This window comes from Streptococcus sp. 2741 (assembly GCF_013276315.1).
GTDB classification, from domain to species: Bacteria; Bacillota; Bacilli; order Lactobacillales; family Streptococcaceae; genus Streptococcus; species Streptococcus pseudopneumoniae.
On record NZ_VMKU01000052.1, the window covers coordinates 1 to 16,025 of the forward strand.

General features: G+C 42.7%; 21 protein-coding genes and 1 pseudogene. 13 read left to right on the forward strand and 9 right to left on the reverse strand.

Annotated features, from left to right (window positions below; all coding sequences use genetic code 11):
- Positions 1–325: 325 nt before the first annotated feature.
- Together HT671_RS05765 and HT671_RS05770 are read left to right on the forward strand one after the other, a co-directional pair.
- Complete coding sequence (locus HT671_RS05765; RefSeq protein WP_000284389.1) at positions 326–1,117, forward strand: DUF2785 domain-containing protein; 792 nt, start codon at positions 326–328, stop codon at positions 1,115–1,117.
- A 109-nt stretch (positions 1,118–1,226) separates the two neighbouring features.
- A complete protein-coding gene (locus tag HT671_RS05770) occupies positions 1,227–1,895 on the forward strand; it encodes an aquaporin (RefSeq protein WP_000714853.1) in 669 nt (222 codons plus the stop codon).
- 172 nt (positions 1,896–2,067) lie between these two features.
- Here HT671_RS05770 and queF read toward each other — a convergent pair whose 3' ends face one another.
- The 9 genes from queF to sstT all read right to left on the reverse strand — a co-directional run bounded on the left by queF (position 2,068) and on the right by sstT (position 7,986).
- Entirely contained in the window at positions 2,068–2,559 is a 492-nt protein-coding gene (gene queF / locus HT671_RS05775) for a preQ(1) synthase (protein WP_000082587.1), read from the reverse strand.
- An 18-nt stretch (positions 2,560–2,577) separates the two neighbouring features.
- Positions 2,578–3,294 carry a 7-carboxy-7-deazaguanine synthase QueE gene (gene queE, locus HT671_RS05780; RefSeq protein WP_000196466.1) on the reverse strand — a complete coding sequence of 239 codons (717 nt, stop codon included), beginning with the start codon at positions 3,292–3,294 and terminating at the stop codon, positions 2,578–2,580.
- Positions 3,287–3,730: a 6-carboxytetrahydropterin synthase QueD gene (queD, locus tag HT671_RS05785; protein WP_000464585.1), complete on the reverse strand. Its 444-nt coding sequence runs from the start codon at positions 3,728–3,730 to the stop codon at positions 3,287–3,289. Before queD ends, queE begins: the two co-directional genes overlap by 8 nt.
- Entirely contained in the window at positions 3,730–4,383 is a 654-nt protein-coding gene (gene queC, locus HT671_RS05790) for a 7-cyano-7-deazaguanine synthase QueC (RefSeq protein WP_138702991.1), read from the reverse strand. Before queC ends, queD begins: the two co-directional genes overlap by 1 nt.
- Positions 4,384–4,584: 201 nt before the next feature.
- On the reverse strand, positions 4,585–4,899 hold the full coding sequence (trxA, locus tag HT671_RS05795) for a thioredoxin (protein WP_001029579.1): 315 nt from the start codon (positions 4,897–4,899) through the stop codon (positions 4,585–4,587).
- A gap of 16 nt (positions 4,900–4,915) precedes the next feature.
- Positions 4,916–5,137 carry a DUF4649 family protein gene (locus tag HT671_RS05800; RefSeq protein WP_138702992.1) on the reverse strand — a complete coding sequence of 74 codons (222 nt, stop codon included), beginning with the start codon at positions 5,135–5,137 and terminating at the stop codon, positions 4,916–4,918.
- Positions 5,138–5,236: 99 nt separating this feature from the next.
- Positions 5,237–5,617 carry a MarR family transcriptional regulator gene (locus tag HT671_RS05805; protein ID WP_166735491.1) on the reverse strand — a complete coding sequence of 127 codons (381 nt, stop codon included), beginning with the start codon at positions 5,615–5,617 and terminating at the stop codon, positions 5,237–5,239.
- 142 nt (positions 5,618–5,759) lie between these two features.
- Positions 5,760–6,713 carry an aromatic acid exporter family protein gene (locus HT671_RS05810; RefSeq protein ID WP_138702993.1) on the reverse strand — a complete coding sequence of 318 codons (954 nt, stop codon included), beginning with the start codon at positions 6,711–6,713 and terminating at the stop codon, positions 5,760–5,762.
- Positions 6,714–6,780: 67 nt separating this feature from the next.
- Positions 6,781–7,986 (reverse strand): serine/threonine transporter SstT, encoded by a 1,206-nt coding sequence (sstT, locus tag HT671_RS05815; protein WP_000821228.1) that lies wholly within the window; start codon positions 7,984–7,986, stop codon positions 6,781–6,783.
- Positions 7,987–8,124: 138 nt separating this feature from the next.
- Here sstT and HT671_RS05820 point away from each other — a divergent pair, with 138 nt between their 5' ends.
- The 11 genes and pseudogenes from HT671_RS05820 to HT671_RS05870 all read left to right on the forward strand — a co-directional run bounded on the left by HT671_RS05820 (position 8,125) and on the right by HT671_RS05870 (position 15,922).
- Positions 8,125–8,685, forward strand: a complete 561-nt coding sequence (locus HT671_RS05820; RefSeq protein ID WP_001168882.1) for a mechanosensitive ion channel domain-containing protein — start codon at positions 8,125–8,127, stop codon at positions 8,683–8,685.
- 57 nt (positions 8,686–8,742) lie between these two features.
- On the forward strand, positions 8,743–9,651 hold the full coding sequence (locus tag HT671_RS05825) for a magnesium transporter CorA family protein (RefSeq protein WP_000242250.1): 909 nt from the start codon (positions 8,743–8,745) through the stop codon (positions 9,649–9,651).
- Positions 9,652–9,665: 14 nt separating this feature from the next.
- Positions 9,666–10,193 (forward strand): YqeG family HAD IIIA-type phosphatase, encoded by a 528-nt coding sequence (locus HT671_RS05830; protein ID WP_000963739.1) that lies wholly within the window; start codon positions 9,666–9,668, stop codon positions 10,191–10,193.
- A 2-nt stretch (positions 10,194–10,195) separates the two neighbouring features.
- Positions 10,196–11,302, forward strand: a complete 1,107-nt coding sequence (gene yqeH / locus HT671_RS05835; protein WP_000391176.1) for a ribosome biogenesis GTPase YqeH — start codon at positions 10,196–10,198, stop codon at positions 11,300–11,302.
- Between the two features lie 212 nt (positions 11,303–11,514).
- Entirely contained in the window at positions 11,515–11,826 is a 312-nt protein-coding gene (yhbY, locus tag HT671_RS05840; RefSeq protein ID WP_000060169.1) for a ribosome assembly RNA-binding protein YhbY, read from the forward strand.
- Between the two features lie 51 nt (positions 11,827–11,877).
- On the forward strand, positions 11,878–12,507 hold the full coding sequence (locus HT671_RS05845) for a nicotinate-nucleotide adenylyltransferase (protein WP_000151313.1): 630 nt from the start codon (positions 11,878–11,880) through the stop codon (positions 12,505–12,507).
- Positions 12,507–13,100, forward strand: coding sequence for a bis(5'-nucleosyl)-tetraphosphatase (symmetrical) YqeK (gene yqeK, locus HT671_RS05850; protein ID WP_000121671.1), 594 nt, complete (start codon positions 12,507–12,509; stop codon positions 13,098–13,100). The genes HT671_RS05845 and yqeK overlap by 1 nt, the downstream gene beginning before the upstream one ends.
- A pseudogene (locus HT671_RS05855) lies at positions 13,101–13,600 on the forward strand (cysteine hydrolase family protein). It abuts the gene before it with no gap.
- Between the two features lie 12 nt (positions 13,601–13,612).
- Complete coding sequence (gene rsfS / locus HT671_RS05860) at positions 13,613–13,966, forward strand: ribosome silencing factor (protein ID WP_100104244.1); 354 nt, start codon at positions 13,613–13,615, stop codon at positions 13,964–13,966.
- A 108-nt stretch (positions 13,967–14,074) separates the two neighbouring features.
- Positions 14,075–14,815 carry a class I SAM-dependent methyltransferase gene (locus tag HT671_RS05865; protein ID WP_000257066.1) on the forward strand — a complete coding sequence of 247 codons (741 nt, stop codon included), beginning with the start codon at positions 14,075–14,077 and terminating at the stop codon, positions 14,813–14,815.
- Between the two features lie 9 nt (positions 14,816–14,824).
- Positions 14,825–15,922: a nucleotidyltransferase gene (locus HT671_RS05870; RefSeq protein WP_000156344.1), complete on the forward strand. Its 1,098-nt coding sequence runs from the start codon at positions 14,825–14,827 to the stop codon at positions 15,920–15,922.
- Positions 15,923–16,025 lie beyond the last annotated feature (103 nt).

Below are 16,025 nucleotides of genomic sequence, written 5' to 3' on the forward strand. Positions count from 1 at the left end.
TGGGCTATCTTGAAAAAAGAAAGTAACAGATTTATTAAGGGAAGTCCCAACTATTTTTGAATGTTTGGAACGCTTTTTTAAAACTAAATGACTATATAACTAGTTTTTCGCAATTTTTGAGACAGAAATGTGATTTTTGTGATAAAGTTCTATCATTACAAGTTCATTTGTGGTAATATGGAATAAATCATTTATGTATCCTTTCAGAAATGTGCTGTTTCTCTGAATATAAATGTCTTTTTCTCTTTAACTTAATTTTACAAATTGCTAAAGTCATTTAAGGACAGATTTTTGAACAGTTGCTAGAAATGTAGAGGTATTGACCATGTATCAAAAGTTACTTAGAAAAATAGCAGAAGAAAAACCAAGTTATAACCAGGAAGAAATCCAGTGGCTACTTGATCATTTGGGAGATCCTTCTCCAGAAATTCGTGATGACCTTGTTTTTACAAGCTTTGCTAGAGGGATTCAGGAAGAGCTATTTACACAGGAACAATTTCATTTCATTGCTGAAGGGATTTCATCTGATGGAGGGTTAGATAAAGATATTGATAAGGTAGGCCTGTCAACCCTTGAACGTTCTTTTAGGGCGCTTATTTATGCAAATCTCTTGTCTGCAGATGCCAACCAGCAATCGATTTTTTATCAGGAATTAAATGCAGGAATTCGTAATGTCCTTTTAAATCAAGGTTTGTATTATCTTTCAAAAGAAAAGGATACAACGGGTTTTTCAAGTCAGTATGGTTGGGTTCATGCTTTTGCACATGGAGCCGATTTACTGACAGAGGTGGTTTGTCATCCCAACTTTCCTAAAAACAGAGTTCATGAAGTATTTGATATACTTGGCCAACTATTTAAAAGAGTTTCGATTCGCTTTACAGATGATGAGGATTGGCGTTTAGCAAGAGTGATCTATGAACCTATTTTACAAGGGAAGTTAGCGCAAGAGCAAGTAGCTTCTTGGATAAAAGCTGTTGACTTTCCGATAGAAGAAAGGGAAGATTTTTATAAATTTTCCAACTTCAGATCCTGTCTGTTGGAAGTCTATGTCCAACTTGACCAGAGAAATAGTTTACAAGATGACTTGAAAGAAGCTATTCAATCTTTTCAATATTAGGTATTGCTAGTAGTTCTATGATTTTCAAAAAATTTCCAATCAATTTTCTTGAAACCCTTTCCTACTTTTGATAGACTAGTATCTAGTTTTTGAAAAAAGGAGAAAGAAAATGAAAAAATTTGTTGCTGAGTTAATCGGTACGTTCATGCTTGTATTCGTCGGGACAGGAGCTGTTGTTTTTGGAAATGGTCTTGATGGCCTAGGTCACCTTGGAATCGCCTTTGCCTTTGGTTTGGCAATCGTGGTGGCAGCCTACTCAATCGGAACTGTTTCAGGTGCTCACTTGAATCCGGCTGTTTCGATTGCTATGTTTGTAAACAAACGTTTGTCATCTTCAGAACTTGTAAACTACATACTTGGACAAGTAGTTGGAGCTTTCTTAGCATCTGCTTCTGTCTTCTTCCTCTTGGCTAACTCAGGTATGTCAACTGCTAGTCTTGGTGAAAATGCCTTGGCAAACGGTGTCACTGTCTTTGGTGGTTTCTTGTTTGAAGTCATCGCAACTTTCTTGTTTGTCTTGGTTATCATGACTGTGACTTCAGCAAGCAAGGGAAATGGCGCGATTGCTGGTTTGGTAATCGGTTTGTCCTTGATGGCGATGATTCTTGTCGGATTGAACATTACTGGGCTTTCAGTAAATCCAGCTCGTAGCTTGGCACCAGCTGTTTTGGTAGGTGGCGCAGCCCTTCAACAAGTTTGGATTTTCATCCTTGCACCAATCGTTGGTGGGGTTCTTGCAGCCCTCGTTGCAAAAAACTTCCTTGGAACAGAAGAATAATTGAAAAACAAAAAGCCTTGCTCCTCATCTAGAGGAACAGGGCTTTTTCGTATGATACTCTTCGAAAATCTCTTCAAACCACGTCAGCTTCCATCTGCAACCTCAAAGCAGTGATTTGAGCAACTTGCGGCTAGCTTCCTAGTTTGATTTTTGATTTTCATTGAGTATGAGTTTAACGATTGTCAATTTTCTCTGGATAAAGGTCGTGTTGGAAGAGGCGTTGTTCTGCCAAGCCTTCATACTTAGTTCCAGGCTTACCGTAGTTGTAGTAGGGGTCGATTGAAATGCCACCGCGCGGAGTGAATTTTCCCCAGACTTCTAAATAGCGAGGGTCTAGCAAGTTGACCAAGTCTTTCCCGATGGTGTTGATACAGTTTTCGTGAAAATCTCCGTGATTTCGGTAGCTAAAGAGGTAGAGTTTGAGGGATTTTGACTCAACACAGAGCTTGTCAGGGATGTAGGAAATATAAATGGTCGCAAAGTCTGGTTGAGCAGTGATCGGGCAAAGTGAGGTAAATTCAGGACAGTTAAATTTGATAAAATAGTCATTTTCCACATGACGATTGTCAAAGGATTCGAGGACTTCTGGTTGATATTCGAAAATGTAGTTGGTTTCTTTGTTGCCTAGTAGGCTTAGGTTTTTCATTTCTTCTTGTTGTGACATGATTTTTTCTTTCTAATCTTAAACACCACGTTGATTATCGTAGAGGAGGGTATGCAGTTGAGGGAGGACGCGGACATTGCCCCAGCTGTCGTCAGCAGCGACACGTTCCCAGAGTTCTTTGAGGCGGTCCAGTTGGTCTTGGACAATATTACCCGTAGCCTTGGGCTCAGGATTTCCTGCTGATAAGAAGAGAACATCTGGTTGGTAGCGTTCTTGAATCCCTTTGGCAAAGGCCAAATCGGCATCATCAAAGACAGGGATTTTAAAGGTGACCCTGTCTGGATCAAGTTGGGAAACGATAAAGTCCAAGGTCTCAAAGTTGACTTCCATCTTGGATGAAGGAGGTTTGGGACTGAGAGTAACCTGGTCGATGTCTTTTAACCAATTTTGCCAGCGAGAGCCTTGAGTTTCAACAGCCAGAGTAACACCACGTTCCTTGAGTTTGGTGACCAATTCGGCCATGTTGGCTGCTAGGATAGCAGGATTTCCCCCAGATAGGGTTACATAGTCGTAGCTCCCCAATTTATCCAAGGCAGCAATGACCTCGTCAGCTGTCATACGAGTTGGCTTTTCAGAGCCATCCCAAGTAAAGGCAGAATCGCACCAGTCGCAGTGGTAGTCGCAACCAGCAGTGCGGACAAACATGGTTTTCTGCCCGATTGCACGGCCTTCGCCTTGAAAGGTTGGGCCAAAAATTTCTAGAACTGGTAGTTTGAGGACACGTTCCCTAGTCATCTAACCACTCCCGTCTAAACTCTGCAAAGGCAGTCGGAGTCTCATAGAGACGAACGTATTCCAAACGGAGACCGCGCTCGTTTGGCAACTCTTGATTCATGGTTTGGAAAATCCAGTAAACCATATTTTCAGCAGTCGTGTTCATATAGGGAAGAGTTTCATTGAGATAGCGATGATCCAAGTGGGGCTCTAAGTAGTTCTTGTAGGTCGCTTTGATGTCTCCGAAATCGTAGGTCATACCACGTTCATCTAAAAATCCACTGACAGCAATCTGCAGATGATAGGTGTGGCCGTGCAGGGATTTGCATTTTCCCTCATAGTGAAAGAGGTGGTGAGCAGCATCAAAGGTAAATTCTTTGGAGACTAGAGTCCGATAAGGATTGTAGACAAGAGACTCCCCAGTTTCCTGTTTGATTTCTTTGGGTGCAAAAAACATTAGGCTTCTCCTTTCTGTGAGAGATAAACATCTAACCCATGTTGACGTAGGTGGCAGGCGGGGCAATCTTCACAGCCGCTCCCGATAATTCCGTTGTAGCAGGTTAAGGTCTTTTCACGAACATAGTCAAAGGCACCGAGTTGGTCGGCTAGCTCCCAAGTTTCAGCCTTGTCTAGCCACATAAGAGGTGTTTGGATAACGAAGTCGTAATCCATGGCAAGGTTGAGGGTAACATTAAGGGATTTGACAAAGACATCTCGACAATCGGGGTAGCCTGAGAAGTCTGTCTCGCAGACACCTGTCACGATATCTTTAATGCCTCGTTGCTTGGCAAGGACTGCCGCAAAGGATAGAAAGAGGTGGTTGCGACCATCAACGAAGGTATTGGGAACCTCTCCCTCTTTTTGCTCAATTTCCAGATCAGAGGTCAGGGCATTTTCAGTGATTTCCCCCAGCAGAGACATATCTAAGATGTGATGACGAATTCCTTGTTCCTCAGCGATTTCTTGGGCAACTTGAATTTCAAGATGATGGCGTTGGCCGTAGGCAAAGGTAACGGCTTCGACCGTTTCATAGTGTTCTTTAGCCCAAAAGAGGCAGGTTGTAGAATCTTGACCGCCGCTAAAGACGACCAAGGCTGATTGACGTTTCATAGTACTCCTTCCAAAATGGGAAATGTTCAGAGCACGCAAAAAGCTCCCATGAGGGAGCTAAAAAATACCAAGTCAAGGTTTTTTTTAGCGATGGCGTGTCCCAAACATCGTAATATTCTACTTACAGTCTAGCATATTTTTTGAAAAATGGCAAAGGGCAAGAAAAAAGAGACCAAAGAAAGTACTTGGTCTCTAGTGCGATTAGCTCAATTCAGCAACGATGGCCTTGATTTGGTCTGCTGTGTGAACACCAGCAACTTGTTTGACAACTTGGCCGTCTTTTTTGAAGAGAAGAGTTGGGATAGACATGATTCCAAAAGCACGAGCTGTGTTTGGATTTTCATCAACGTCCATTTTAACGATTTTCAAGACATCTTCTGAAAGTTCTTCAGACAATTTATCCAAGATTGGACCTTGCATACGACATGGACCACACCAAGTTGCCCAGAAGTCTACTAAGACCAAACCGTCTTTTGTTTCTTGTTCGAATGTTGCATCTGTAATTGCTTTTGCCATTGTATTTCTCCTTTTTTTAGTTATATTGGCTTAAATCTTGTTTCTTGAGATAGAAGAAGACATCTCCATAAGTCCCATGGTAGTCCAAATCATGACCGTTGTAGGTTAATTTTTGGACAGGGTAGTAGTCTGCGACGCCGATAAGGCAAGCTTGTTGCGAACGATCAAAGTCTTCATAAGACTCGAAAGTCACAGTTCTTTCGTTCTTGCTGGCATCTAAATAGGTGATTTCAATCATGTTTAAAACTCCTTTGTTTAATGATGATTTTATTTTACTCCTTGTAAAAGAGAATGTCAAGAAAAATGATTGCGCACGCAACTTTTTTTAAAAATCATCTTAAATCAAGAAATCCAAACCAGTTTCCAAGCTTGCTTCGACAGCCTTTTGTAGAGAGGACAGTGTCTTTTGCCCATCACTTGTCAGGCAGATAAAACTAGAGCGTCTATCTTGATGGCAACACATGCGACTGAGTAGACCGCAATTTTTAGCTTCCAAGCGAGCCACCATCCGAGAAACAGCGCTCGGGCTCAGATGAAGTTTATCTGGCAGGTCAATCTGGCGTAGAGATTTTTCTTGAGCCAAGTCCAGATAGTAGAGCAGGTAGAATTCTTTCAAGGTCAGACTTTGCTCGCTCTGCTGGGCAATAGTCTCTTCCAAGAGACTTTCAATTTCTTTCTGACGCTGATTGAAGTCAAACCATTTTTCCAAGTAGGTCATAGTATCTCCTTTCTTTTTAGAGTTGTAAATAGAAGAGAGTCCATTCATGGACAATCTCTGTATTACAAGATGATTGCGCATGCAATAATTATACTACTTTTCAAAAGAGCTGGCAAGTTCTGTTTTTTAGTGGTTTTCTTTTTTACTGTCCATATTTTTGGTAAAAATCAACTTTTACTTGGATGAAGGTTTTGGCTTCACGTAGGAGTTGAAGAAGGGTGGCACGGGTTTCAAATTCGTCTCTTGTCTTGGGCAGACTGCGGTTCCGGAAGACTTCCAGATAGCGTTCAATTTCATCTAGCAAATCAGAAGCAGGATTGGTCTGGCTTAGTTGACTAGCAATTTTTGAAAAGAGTTGGGCCAAAATCAGGCTCTCACTGGCAGCTAGGTGACAGGTGTTGATTTGGTGGGCCATATTTCGCAGGATACGACTTTGTCGCTGTCTCATCTCAAAGTAGTGGATATGGTAGTCGGTTTGGTGAAAGAGGTGGTCAGAGTGATCCAAATAGACCAGTCTGAGGGCTTCTTCTAAAAGTGTGTCTAATTCCTCTACCAACTGTGCTCGGTTGCGTCCATCCCCTCTGGATAAATAATATTTGAAACGCTGGAGGATATCTTTTAACTTTTCTTCCACCAGCGTGTGGTAGTGCTGGATTTCCTCTTCTCGTGAAGGCATGTAGAGATTGACCAGTAAGGCAAATCCTGTACCGATAGCAAAGAGAAGGAATTCATTGACTAGAAGGTCTGGAGAGGTTGATTTTTGCACCAAGAGATGGCTAACCAACACGCTACTTGGTGTGATGCCAATTTCCCAGCCCATCTTATAGGCCAGGGGAACATAGAGGGCTAGATAGAGGCCGAGGCTCCAGATATGAAATCCGCTCAGGTGAAAAGCTAGAACACCGATAGCCAGAGCTAGGAGCATGGAAAAGAGTCGATTGCGAGCCAGTTTTAAAGTACTTCTACGCGTATCAGATAGGCTCAAGAGAGCGATAATTCCAGCCGAAATTGCTGAGGAAAGATTGAGAAAATAAGCAAGAAAACAGGCAAGACAGGTAGCTAAGATGAGCTTGGTCGTACGTTGGCTAATAGACATAAGAGTTTCCTAATAAGTTAGAATAAAAGCGTAAAAGACAAGACCTGAGCAGGCTTGTCTTTATGAGTTATTTTTTACGGGCTGCTGCGTATTCGGCAACGGCAGTAAAGAGGACGTCTGTAGAAGAGTTAAGGGCTGTTTCACATGAGTCTTGGATGACCCCAATCACAAATCCAACCCCAACAACTTGCATGGCAATATCGTTAGAAATACCGAAAAGGCTACAAGCAACTGGGATAAGAAGGAGGGAACCTCCCGCAATACCAGAAGCACCGCAGGCTGAGATAGCTGCTACCACACTGAGGACAAAGGCTGTGGCAAAGTCAACAGGGATTCCAAGAGTGTTTACCGCAGCAAGGGTCAAAACGTTAATGGTAATCGCTGCTCCAGCCATGTTGATAGTAGAGCCAAGTGGGATAGAAACAGAATAGGTATCTGGGTTGAGTCCAAGGTCATGGCAGAGTTTCATGTTGACAGGAATGTTAGCCGCAGAACTACGAGTGAAGAAGGCTGTCACACCGCTGACACGGAGGCAGTTCCAAACTAGAGGGTAAGGGTTGCGTCTCATAAAGAAGAAGGCAATCAAAGGGTTGACCACAAGGGCAACAAAAAGCATAGTCGTTACTAATAGAACCAATAAAATACCGTAGTTGGCAAGGCTTCCGATTCCCTTGTCAGAAATGGTTTTAAAAACAAGACCAAGGATTCCAAATGGAGCCAGATTGATAATCCATTCGACAATTTTAGAAGTCACGTCAGCGATAGTTTTTAGTAATTCTTTACTATTTTTGCTGGCCTCTCTCATAGCAATTCCAAAAATGACTGCCCAAGATAAGATTCCAATATAGTTAGCAGTAAGCAGGGCGTTGACTGGATTGTCAACCAGTTTGAGCAAGAGGTTGCTGAGGACCTGTCCAATCCCATCTGGTGGAGCAATATCGGTATTAGCACTATTTAGGGTGATTTCAATAGGGACGATGAAACTTGCTAGTACAGCTACAAGAGCAGCGGCAAAAGTTCCTAGGATATACAAGAAAACAACAGTTTTCATATTGCTATCTTGTCCCTTTTGATGTTGGGAAAGGGCATTAGCAACGAGAGCAAAGACTAGGATAGGAGCAACAGCTTTTAGACCTCCAACGAATAAATCCCCGAGTAGCCCAATTCCTGAGAGATTAGGAAGGGTCAGTCCTAGAATTCCCCCACAAAGCATACCAATCAAGATACGCTTGACAAGGCTTGCCTTGTTCCAAGCATGAATGATTCTTTTCATAATAATCTCCTTTCTGTGTAGTGATTATGATTATAGTATAAACGATAGACAAAATCAAGAATTTTCTGTCTATTTTTTGAATATTTATGGATAATGAGACTGATGAAAATATGGTATAATGAAATAAAGGAGTTTTATATGCAAAAATTTATTCAAGCTTATATTGAAAAGCTAGATGTGACAACCATTATCGAAAATATTCTAACCAAGGTCATTTCTCTTTTACTGCTTTTGATTGTATTTTATATTGCTAAAAAAATGCTTCATACCATGGTGCAGAGAATTGCCAAACCTTCTCTAAAAATGTCTCATCATGATGTCGGGCGCCAGAAAACCATCTCACGTTTGTTAGAAAATGTGTTTAATTATACGTCATATTTCTTTTTACTCTACTGTATTTTATCGATTTTAGGCTTACCTGTATCTAGCTTGCTGGCTGGGGCTGGAATCGCTGGGGTGGCGATTGGGATGGGAGCCCAAGGTTTTCTGTCTGATGTCATCAATGGCTTTTTCATCCTTTTTGAACGTCAACTGGATGTGGGAGATGAGGTTGTTCTGACCAACGGCCCCATTACTGTATCGGGTAAGGTTGTCAGTGTGGGAATTCGTACGACACAGCTTCGTAGCGAGGAGCAAGCTCTTCACTTTGTTCCGAACCGAAATATCACGGTTGTTAGCAATTTCTCACGCACGGACTAGACCTGTTATTTTAAGTAATTTGTGGTACAATAGAGGGAGTTTAATAAAGGAGAAAAGATGGTTTTAGAAAAGCAGTTGGGCAATGGTTGTACCTGGATAGACCTAGACCTCGGAAAGTTGAATAAACTAGAAGACCTTTCTGAAATCTACGGCTTGGACAAGGAAACCATTGAGTACGCACTGGATAGGAATGAGCGTGCCCACATGGACTACCACCGTGAAAGTGGGACGGTTACCTTTATCTATAATGTCCTAGATGTGAAAAAGGACAAGGCCTACTATGAGACTTTTCCCATGACCTTTATCGTGGAGCATCGTCGCCTGATTACCATTAGTAATACCAAGAACGCCTATGTCATTGAACAAATGACCCGTTATCTGGAGAGTCATGACACGCTTTCGATCTACAAGTTTCTCTTTGCCAGTCTGGAAATCATCAGCAATGCCTACTACCCTGTCATCGAGCAGATGGATAAGAGTAAGGACGAGGTCAATGGTCTCTTGCGTCAGCGAACAACTAAGAAAAATCTTTTTGCCCTTTCCGACTTGGAGACGGGTATGGTTTATCTTACTGCGGCTGCTAAACAAAATCGGATTTTGTTGGAGCATATTCAAGGTCATGCCTTGTATCGTAGTTTTGATGAGATTGAGAGAGAACAGTTTGATGATGCCATGATTGAGGCTCATCAGCTGGTATCCATGACAGACCTAATCTCTCAGATTTTACAGCAACTTTCAGCCTCTTACAACAATATTCTAAACAATAATCTGAATGATAATTTGACAACCTTGACTATCATTTCAGTCTTGCTAGCTGTTTTGGCAGTCGTGACAGGCTTTTTCGGAATGAATGTTCCCCTACCTCTAACAGATGAGCCCCATGCTTGGCTCTACATCAGTATAGCTAGTGCAGGGTTATGGATTGTTTTATCCTTGTTACTAAGGAAAATTGCGAAAAAAAGTTAAGAAAAGGAGCCAGAATGGCGATTGAAAACTACATGCCAGATTTTGCTGTGGAAGCAGTCTATGATCTGACAGTCCCAAGCCTGCAGGCGCAGGGAATCAAGGCTGTTTTGGTCGATTTGGACAATACCCTTATTGCTTGGAACAACCCTGACGGGACACCAGAGATGAAGCAATGGCTACATGACCTTCGGGACGCGGGCATTCGCATTATCGTAGTGTCAAATAACACCAAAAAACGCGTCCAACGAGCAGTTGAGAAGTTTGAGATTGACTACGTTTATTGGGCTCTAAAGCCCTTCACATTTGGGATTGACCGTGCCATGAAGGAATTTCACTATGAGAAAAGCGAAGTGGTCATGGTTGGCGACCAGCTCATGACAGATATACGAGCAGCCCACCGTGCAGGCATTCGCTCGATTTTAGTCAAACCCTTGGTCCAACATGACTCGATTAAAACGCAGATTAACCGAGCTCGTGAGCGTCGTGTGATGCGAAAAATCACTGAAATGTACGGACCGATTACATATAAAAAAGGAATTTAACTATGGAAGAAATTCTCTGTATTGGTTGTGGAGCAACCATTCAGACGACAGATAAGGCTGGTCTGGGTTTTACCCCTCAGTCGGCACTTGAAAAAGGATTGGAGACTGGCGAAATCTATTGCCAACGCTGTTTCCGTCTCCGCCACTACAATGAAATCACGGATGTTCAATTGACAGACGATGATTTCCTAAAACTCTTGCACGAGGTAGGAGACAGTGATGCCCTGGTGGTTAATGTCGTTGATATCTTTGACTTTAATGGCTCTGTCATCCCAGGCTTGCCACGTTTTGTCTCGGGCAATGATGTCCTCCTGGTTGGAAATAAAAAAGATATCTTGCCCAAGTCTGTTAAACCAGGCAAGATTAGCCAGTGGCTCATGGAACGTGCCCACGAAGAAGGTCTCCGTCCAGTTGATGTCGTCCTAACTTCAGCCCAAAACAAGCATGCCATTAAGGAAGTCATTGACAAGATTGAACACTACCGTAAGGGCCGTGATGTCTATGTCGTTGGGGTAACTAACGTTGGAAAATCAACCCTAATCAATGCTATTATCCAAGAAATCACGGGTGACCAGAATGTCATTACGACTTCGCGCTTCCCAGGAACAACCTTGGACAAGATCGAGATTCCGCTTGACGACGGATCTTATATCTACGATACGCCGGGGATTATCCACCGTCACCAGATGGCTCACTATTTGACGGCTAAAAACCTCAAGTATGTTAGTCCTAAAAAGGAAATCAAGCCTAAAACCTATCAGCTCAATCCTGAACAAACCCTGTTTTTAGGTGGTCTCGGACGCTTTGATTTCATTGCGGGTGAAAAGCAAGGATTCACAGCCTTCTTTGACAATGAATTGAAACTCCACCGTACTAAGCTTGAAGGTGCTAGTGCCTTTTACGACAAGCATCTTGGAACCCTTTTAACCCCACCAAATAGCAAGGAAAAAGAAGATTTTCCAAAATTGGTCCAACATGTCTTTAATATCAAGGACAAAACTGACCTAGTCATCTCAGGACTCGGCTGGATCCGCGTAACAGGCACTGCCAAAGTCGCCGTCTGGGCACCAGAAGGCGTCGCAGTCGTCATACGAAAAGCAATTATTTAAACACAGAAAGGAAAGGGTTGTCTTTATTAAGGCGAGCGTTGCGAGCCCGTAGAGAATACTTTTCGCCGTGGTGTCAGTTGGTACAAGTGATTGTACCAACTGCGGGAAATTTGAGACCATAGGCTCAAATTTTAGTCATGAAAGCCCGAAGGACTTTGCTAACGTCCGCCACCACTTTAGAAAAGTATAAAAAGAAACTCTTTTAAGAAATTATGTCATTAACATCAAAACAACGTGCCTTCCTCAACAGTCAGGCACACACCCTCAAACCCATCATCCAAATTGGAAAAAATGGTCTCAACGACCAAATCAAAACCAGCGTTCGTCAAGCACTTGATGCACGCGAATTGATTAAAGTAACGCTCTTGCAAAATACAGATGAAAATATCCACGAAGTAGCTGAAATTTTGGAAGAAGAAATCGGTGTGGATACAGTCCAAAAAATCGGACGCATCTTGATTTTGTTTAAACAATCTAGCAAGAAAGAAAATCGCAAGATTTCTAAGAAAGTCAAAGAAATCTAAGACCGAAACTCCAAATAACTGTTTTTATAGAGAAATAAAGGGGACTAGCCTATGACAATCGAACTATTGACTCCCTTTACCAAGGTAGAGTTGGAGCCAGAAATCAAGGAGAAAAAACGCAAACAAGTTGGGATTTTAGGGGGGAATTTTAACCCTGTTCACAATGCCCATCTCATTGTTGCGGATCAAGTACGGCAACAGTTGGGACTGGATCAAGTTCTTCTCATGCCTGAATACCAACCTCCTCACGTTGATAAAAAGGAAACCATCCCTGAACACCATCGTCTCAAGATGCTTGAGTTGGCAATTGAGGGAATTGACGGCCTAGTCATTGAAACCATTGAGTTGGAGCGCAAGGGTATTTCCTACACCTACGACACCATGAAGATTTTGACAGAGAAGAATCCAGATACGGATTATTACTTTATCATCGGTGCCGACATGGTTGACTATCTGCCTAAGTGGTACCGAATTGATGAACTGGTTGACATGGTTCAGTTTGTGGGGGTTCAGCGTCCACGCTACAAGGTAGGGACTTCCTATCCAGTTATCTGGGTGGACGTACCGCTCATGGATATCTCGTCCAGCATGGTGCGGGACTTCCTTGCCCAAGGTCGGAAACCCAACTTTCTCCTACCTCAGCCAGTGCTAGACTACATCGAGAAGGAGGGGCTCTACTGATGTCCTATCAAGACTATATCAACTGCTCCCGTGAGGCCTTGTTGGAAAAAATGGTAGAGTTTCTACCTGAAAAACGCTTAACCCATTGCTTGGGTGTGGAGCGTGCCGCTATGGAATTAGCTCAGCGCTTTGGTGTAGATGTTGAGAAAGCAAGTCTAGCAGGTCTTCTTCATGACTATGCTAAAAAGTTGTCAGATCAGGAATTTCTAGCCTTGATTGACCGTTACCAGCTAGACCCTGACCTCAAAAACTGGGGCAATAATGTCTGGCATGGTATGGTCGGAATTTACAAAATTCAGGAAGATTTGGATTTGCATGATTCTGAAATTCTGCGAGCCATTGAAATTCATACAGTCGGAGCTGGTCAAATGACAGACCTAGATAAGGTCATCTACGTCGCAGACTATATCGAGCACAATCGAGCCTTTCCTGGAGTAGATGTGGCGCGTGAGATTGCAAGTCTATCGCTCAATAAGGCGGTGGCCTACGAAACAGCTCGTACCGTGGAGTATCTAGCTCATCAGGGATTCCCCATCTATCCCCAAACCCTTGAAACCTATAACGCCTTTGTGCACTATTTGAAAGAGGACTAAATGAAGACGGCTTTTATAATCATTGATGTTCAGAATGTTTTAGTAGAAACTGGGTTCCAGACAAAAAGTCTATTGGAAAAAATTTCTTATTTACAAAACCAGGCTAGAAGCAAGAATATTGAAATTATCTATGTTCAACATATTGAGAACTCTGAAGCTCAAACATCAGAAGATTGGCAGTTATCTGCGCTTTTAAATCGAAAACTGCTGAAAAGGTCTTTCAGAAGAAATATAACAGTATTTTCAAAGAAACTGGCTTAAAAAAATACTTGGATAAGCAGGGGATTGAAAAATTAGTTTTATGTGGTATGCAGACAGAATATTGTGTGGATACCTCTGTCAAGGTTGCCTTTGAATATGGCTATCAGCTTATTGTTCCAGAAGGTGCTGTCACAACCTTTGATGGGGATGACATTCCAGCAGAAACGATTAATGAATTTTATGAGGACATTTGGGAGGAGCGCTTTGCAGATGTTCTAGATTACAAACATATTTTCTAAAAAGAGGATTAAATGAACGAAAAAGAATTACTAGAACTAGTCGTGAAAGCGGCTGATGAGAAACGTGCGGAGGATATCCTCGCACTTGATGTACAAGATTTGACTAGTGTGACGGACTACTTTGTCATCACTAGCTCAATGAATAGCCGTCAGTTGGACGCTATCGCAGCTAATATCCGTGAAAAAGTAGCTCAAGCAGGCTTTAAAGGTAGCCATGTCGAAGGCGATGCAGCTGGAGGCTGGGCCTTACTGGACATCGGTGCTGTTGTCGTGCATATCTTTTCAGAAGAAATGCGTGCCCATTATAATCTAGAGAAGCTATGGCATGAGGCGAATTCAGTAGATATTTCAGAAGCTCTTGCTTAGAAGATGAACTCAGTTGTAGTCAACTGGGTTTCTTTGCTTATTTTAGAAAAATTGATAGAAAGGTAAAGGGCTAGTGGTGTTTACCATGGAGCTCTTAGTATCATGATTATGGCGACTTATGAAACCTTTGCGGCGGTCTATGATGCGGTCATGGACGATAGTTTATACGACAAATGGACGAATTTTTCTCTGCGTCATTTGCCTAAGACCAAGGAGAGAAAGAAACTCTTGGAATTGGCTTGTGGGACAGGAATTCAATCAGTGCGCTTCTCTCAGGCTGGTTTTGATGTGACTGGACTTGACTTGAGTGCGGATATGTTGAAGATTGCGGAGAAGAGAGCAACTTCAGCCAAGCAAAAGATTGCTTTTATAGAAGGTAATATGCTGAATTTGTCCAAGGCAGGGAAATACGATTTTGTCACGTGTTATTCGGACTCTATCTGCTATATGCAGGATGAGGTGGAAGTAGGGGACGTCTTTAAGGACGTGTACAATGCGCTGAATGAAGAGGGAGTTTTCATCTTTGACGTGCACTCGACCTACCAGACAGATGAAGTATTCCCTGGCTATTCCTACCATGAAAATGCGGAAGATTTTGCCATGCTTTGGGATACATATGAGGACGAAGCTCCTCACTCCATCGTGCATGAGCTGACTTTCTTTATCAAGGAGGCTGACGGTTCCTTTAGTCGCCACGATGAAGTACATGAGGAGAGGACTTATGAGATCTTGACCTATGATATCTTGCTGGAACAGGCTGGATTCAAGTCCTTCAAACTCTATGCAGACTTTGAGGATAAGGAACCAACAGAAACTAGCACCCGTTGGTTTTTTGTGGCGCAGAAGTAGGAGAACATCATGACCATCACAGGTATTATCGCAGAGTTCAATCCTTTTCATAATGGCCATAAATACCTGCTGGATCAGGCAGAGGGACTGAAAATTGTTGCCATGTCAGGGAATTTCATGCAGCGTGGAGAGCCTGCTATTGTGGATAAGTGGACAAGGGCCCAGATGGCGCTGGAAAATGGCGCAGACTTGGTAGTGGAATTGCCCTTTTTAGTCAGTGTTCAGGCAGCTGATTTCTTTGGTCAAGGAGCTGTGGATATCTTGGATCGCTTGGGCATTGATAGTCTAGTTTTTGGGACAGAGGAAGTTCGAGATTATCAGAAAATCGCTGACTTATACACAGAGAAAGGTGCTGAGATGGAGAAATTTGTGGAAAATCTGCCTGATTCCCTTTCCTATCCCCAGAAAACCCAATCTATGTGGAAGGAATTTGCTGGTCTTGATTTTTCAGGTAATACCCCCAATCATGTTCTTGCTCTGGCCTATGCAAAGGCGGTTGCAGGACGAAATATCAAGCTGCATACGATTCAGCGTCAGGGGGCAGGTTACCATTCTGTGAATAAAGATGTGGACTTTGCCTCGGCGACAGCCCTCCGTCAACATCAGAAGGACCAAGATTTCTTAGAACGCTTTATGCCTTCTGTTGCCCTATTTGAGCAGGCCAGTAAGGTGATCTGGGAAGACTATTTTCCCTTGCTCCGCTATCAAATCTTGTCAAATCCCGACCTAACCACCATCTATCAGGTCAATCAAGAAATGGCTGTGCGCATTAAAGAAGCTATTAAACCAGCCCAGTCTGTAGAAGAGTTGGTCGAGGCGGTTGCGACCAAACGTTACACCAAGGCGCGTGTCAGACGCCTATTGACCTATATTTTGGTGCAGGCTAGAGAAAATGTCTTGCCAGAAGCCATTCATGTCCTTGGATTTACTGAAAAAGGCAGGCAACATCTCAAGTCTCTGAAAGGACAGGTCAATCTAGTCAGCCGAATTGGCAAAGAACCTTGGGATGCTATGACCCAAAAAGCAGACCAGATTTACCAACTAGGAAAGCCAAGTATAGCAGAGCAAAATTTTGGAAGAGTGCCGATTAGAATAGAAACAAGCTAAGTCTACCGAAAGGTAGGCTTTTTGAGATTTTTTACGAATAATACTCTTCGAAAATCAAATTCAAATCGCGTCAACGTCGCCTTACCGTATATATGTTACTGAC

Coding starts and splice junctions, on each gene's coding strand:
- HT671_RS05870 (WP_000156344.1), top strand. CDS start 14,825: ATGACCATCACAGGTATTATCGCAGAGTTCAATCCTTTTCATAATGGC.
- queE (WP_000196466.1), bottom strand. CDS start 3,294: ATGACTAGGGAACGTGTCCTCAAACTACCAGTTCTAGAAATTTTTGGC.
- HT671_RS05820 (WP_001168882.1), top strand. CDS start 8,125: ATGCAAAAATTTATTCAAGCTTATATTGAAAAGCTAGATGTGACAACC.
- HT671_RS05865 (WP_000257066.1), top strand. CDS start 14,075: ATGGCGACTTATGAAACCTTTGCGGCGGTCTATGATGCGGTCATGGAC.
- HT671_RS05825 (WP_000242250.1), top strand. CDS start 8,743: ATGGTTTTAGAAAAGCAGTTGGGCAATGGTTGTACCTGGATAGACCTA.
- HT671_RS05765 (WP_000284389.1), top strand. CDS start 326: ATGTATCAAAAGTTACTTAGAAAAATAGCAGAAGAAAAACCAAGTTAT.
- HT671_RS05845 (WP_000151313.1), top strand. CDS start 11,878: ATGACAATCGAACTATTGACTCCCTTTACCAAGGTAGAGTTGGAGCCA.
- yqeK (WP_000121671.1), top strand. CDS start 12,507: ATGTCCTATCAAGACTATATCAACTGCTCCCGTGAGGCCTTGTTGGAA.
- HT671_RS05800 (WP_138702992.1), bottom strand. CDS start 5,137: ATGATTGAAATCACCTATTTAGATGCCAGCAAGAACGAAAGAACTGTG.
- queF (WP_000082587.1), bottom strand. CDS start 2,559: ATGTCACAACAAGAAGAAATGAAAAACCTAAGCCTACTAGGCAACAAA.
- yhbY (WP_000060169.1), top strand. CDS start 11,515: ATGTCATTAACATCAAAACAACGTGCCTTCCTCAACAGTCAGGCACAC.
- HT671_RS05810 (WP_138702993.1), bottom strand. CDS start 6,713: ATGTCTATTAGCCAACGTACGACCAAGCTCATCTTAGCTACCTGTCTT.
- HT671_RS05805 (WP_166735491.1), bottom strand. CDS start 5,617: ATGACCTACTTGGAAAAATGGTTTGACTTCAATCAGCGTCAGAAAGAA.
- HT671_RS05770 (WP_000714853.1), top strand. CDS start 1,227: ATGAAAAAATTTGTTGCTGAGTTAATCGGTACGTTCATGCTTGTATTC.
- trxA (WP_001029579.1), bottom strand. CDS start 4,899: ATGGCAAAAGCAATTACAGATGCAACATTCGAACAAGAAACAAAAGAC.
- rsfS (WP_100104244.1), top strand. CDS start 13,613: ATGAACGAAAAAGAATTACTAGAACTAGTCGTGAAAGCGGCTGATGAG.
- HT671_RS05830 (WP_000963739.1), top strand. CDS start 9,666: ATGGCGATTGAAAACTACATGCCAGATTTTGCTGTGGAAGCAGTCTAT.
- yqeH (WP_000391176.1), top strand. CDS start 10,196: ATGGAAGAAATTCTCTGTATTGGTTGTGGAGCAACCATTCAGACGACA.
- queD (WP_000464585.1), bottom strand. CDS start 3,730: ATGTTTTTTGCACCCAAAGAAATCAAACAGGAAACTGGGGAGTCTCTT.
- sstT (WP_000821228.1), bottom strand. CDS start 7,986: ATGAAAAGAATCATTCATGCTTGGAACAAGGCAAGCCTTGTCAAGCGT.
- queC (WP_138702991.1), bottom strand. CDS start 4,383: ATGAAACGTCAATCAGCCTTGGTCGTCTTTAGCGGCGGTCAAGATTCT.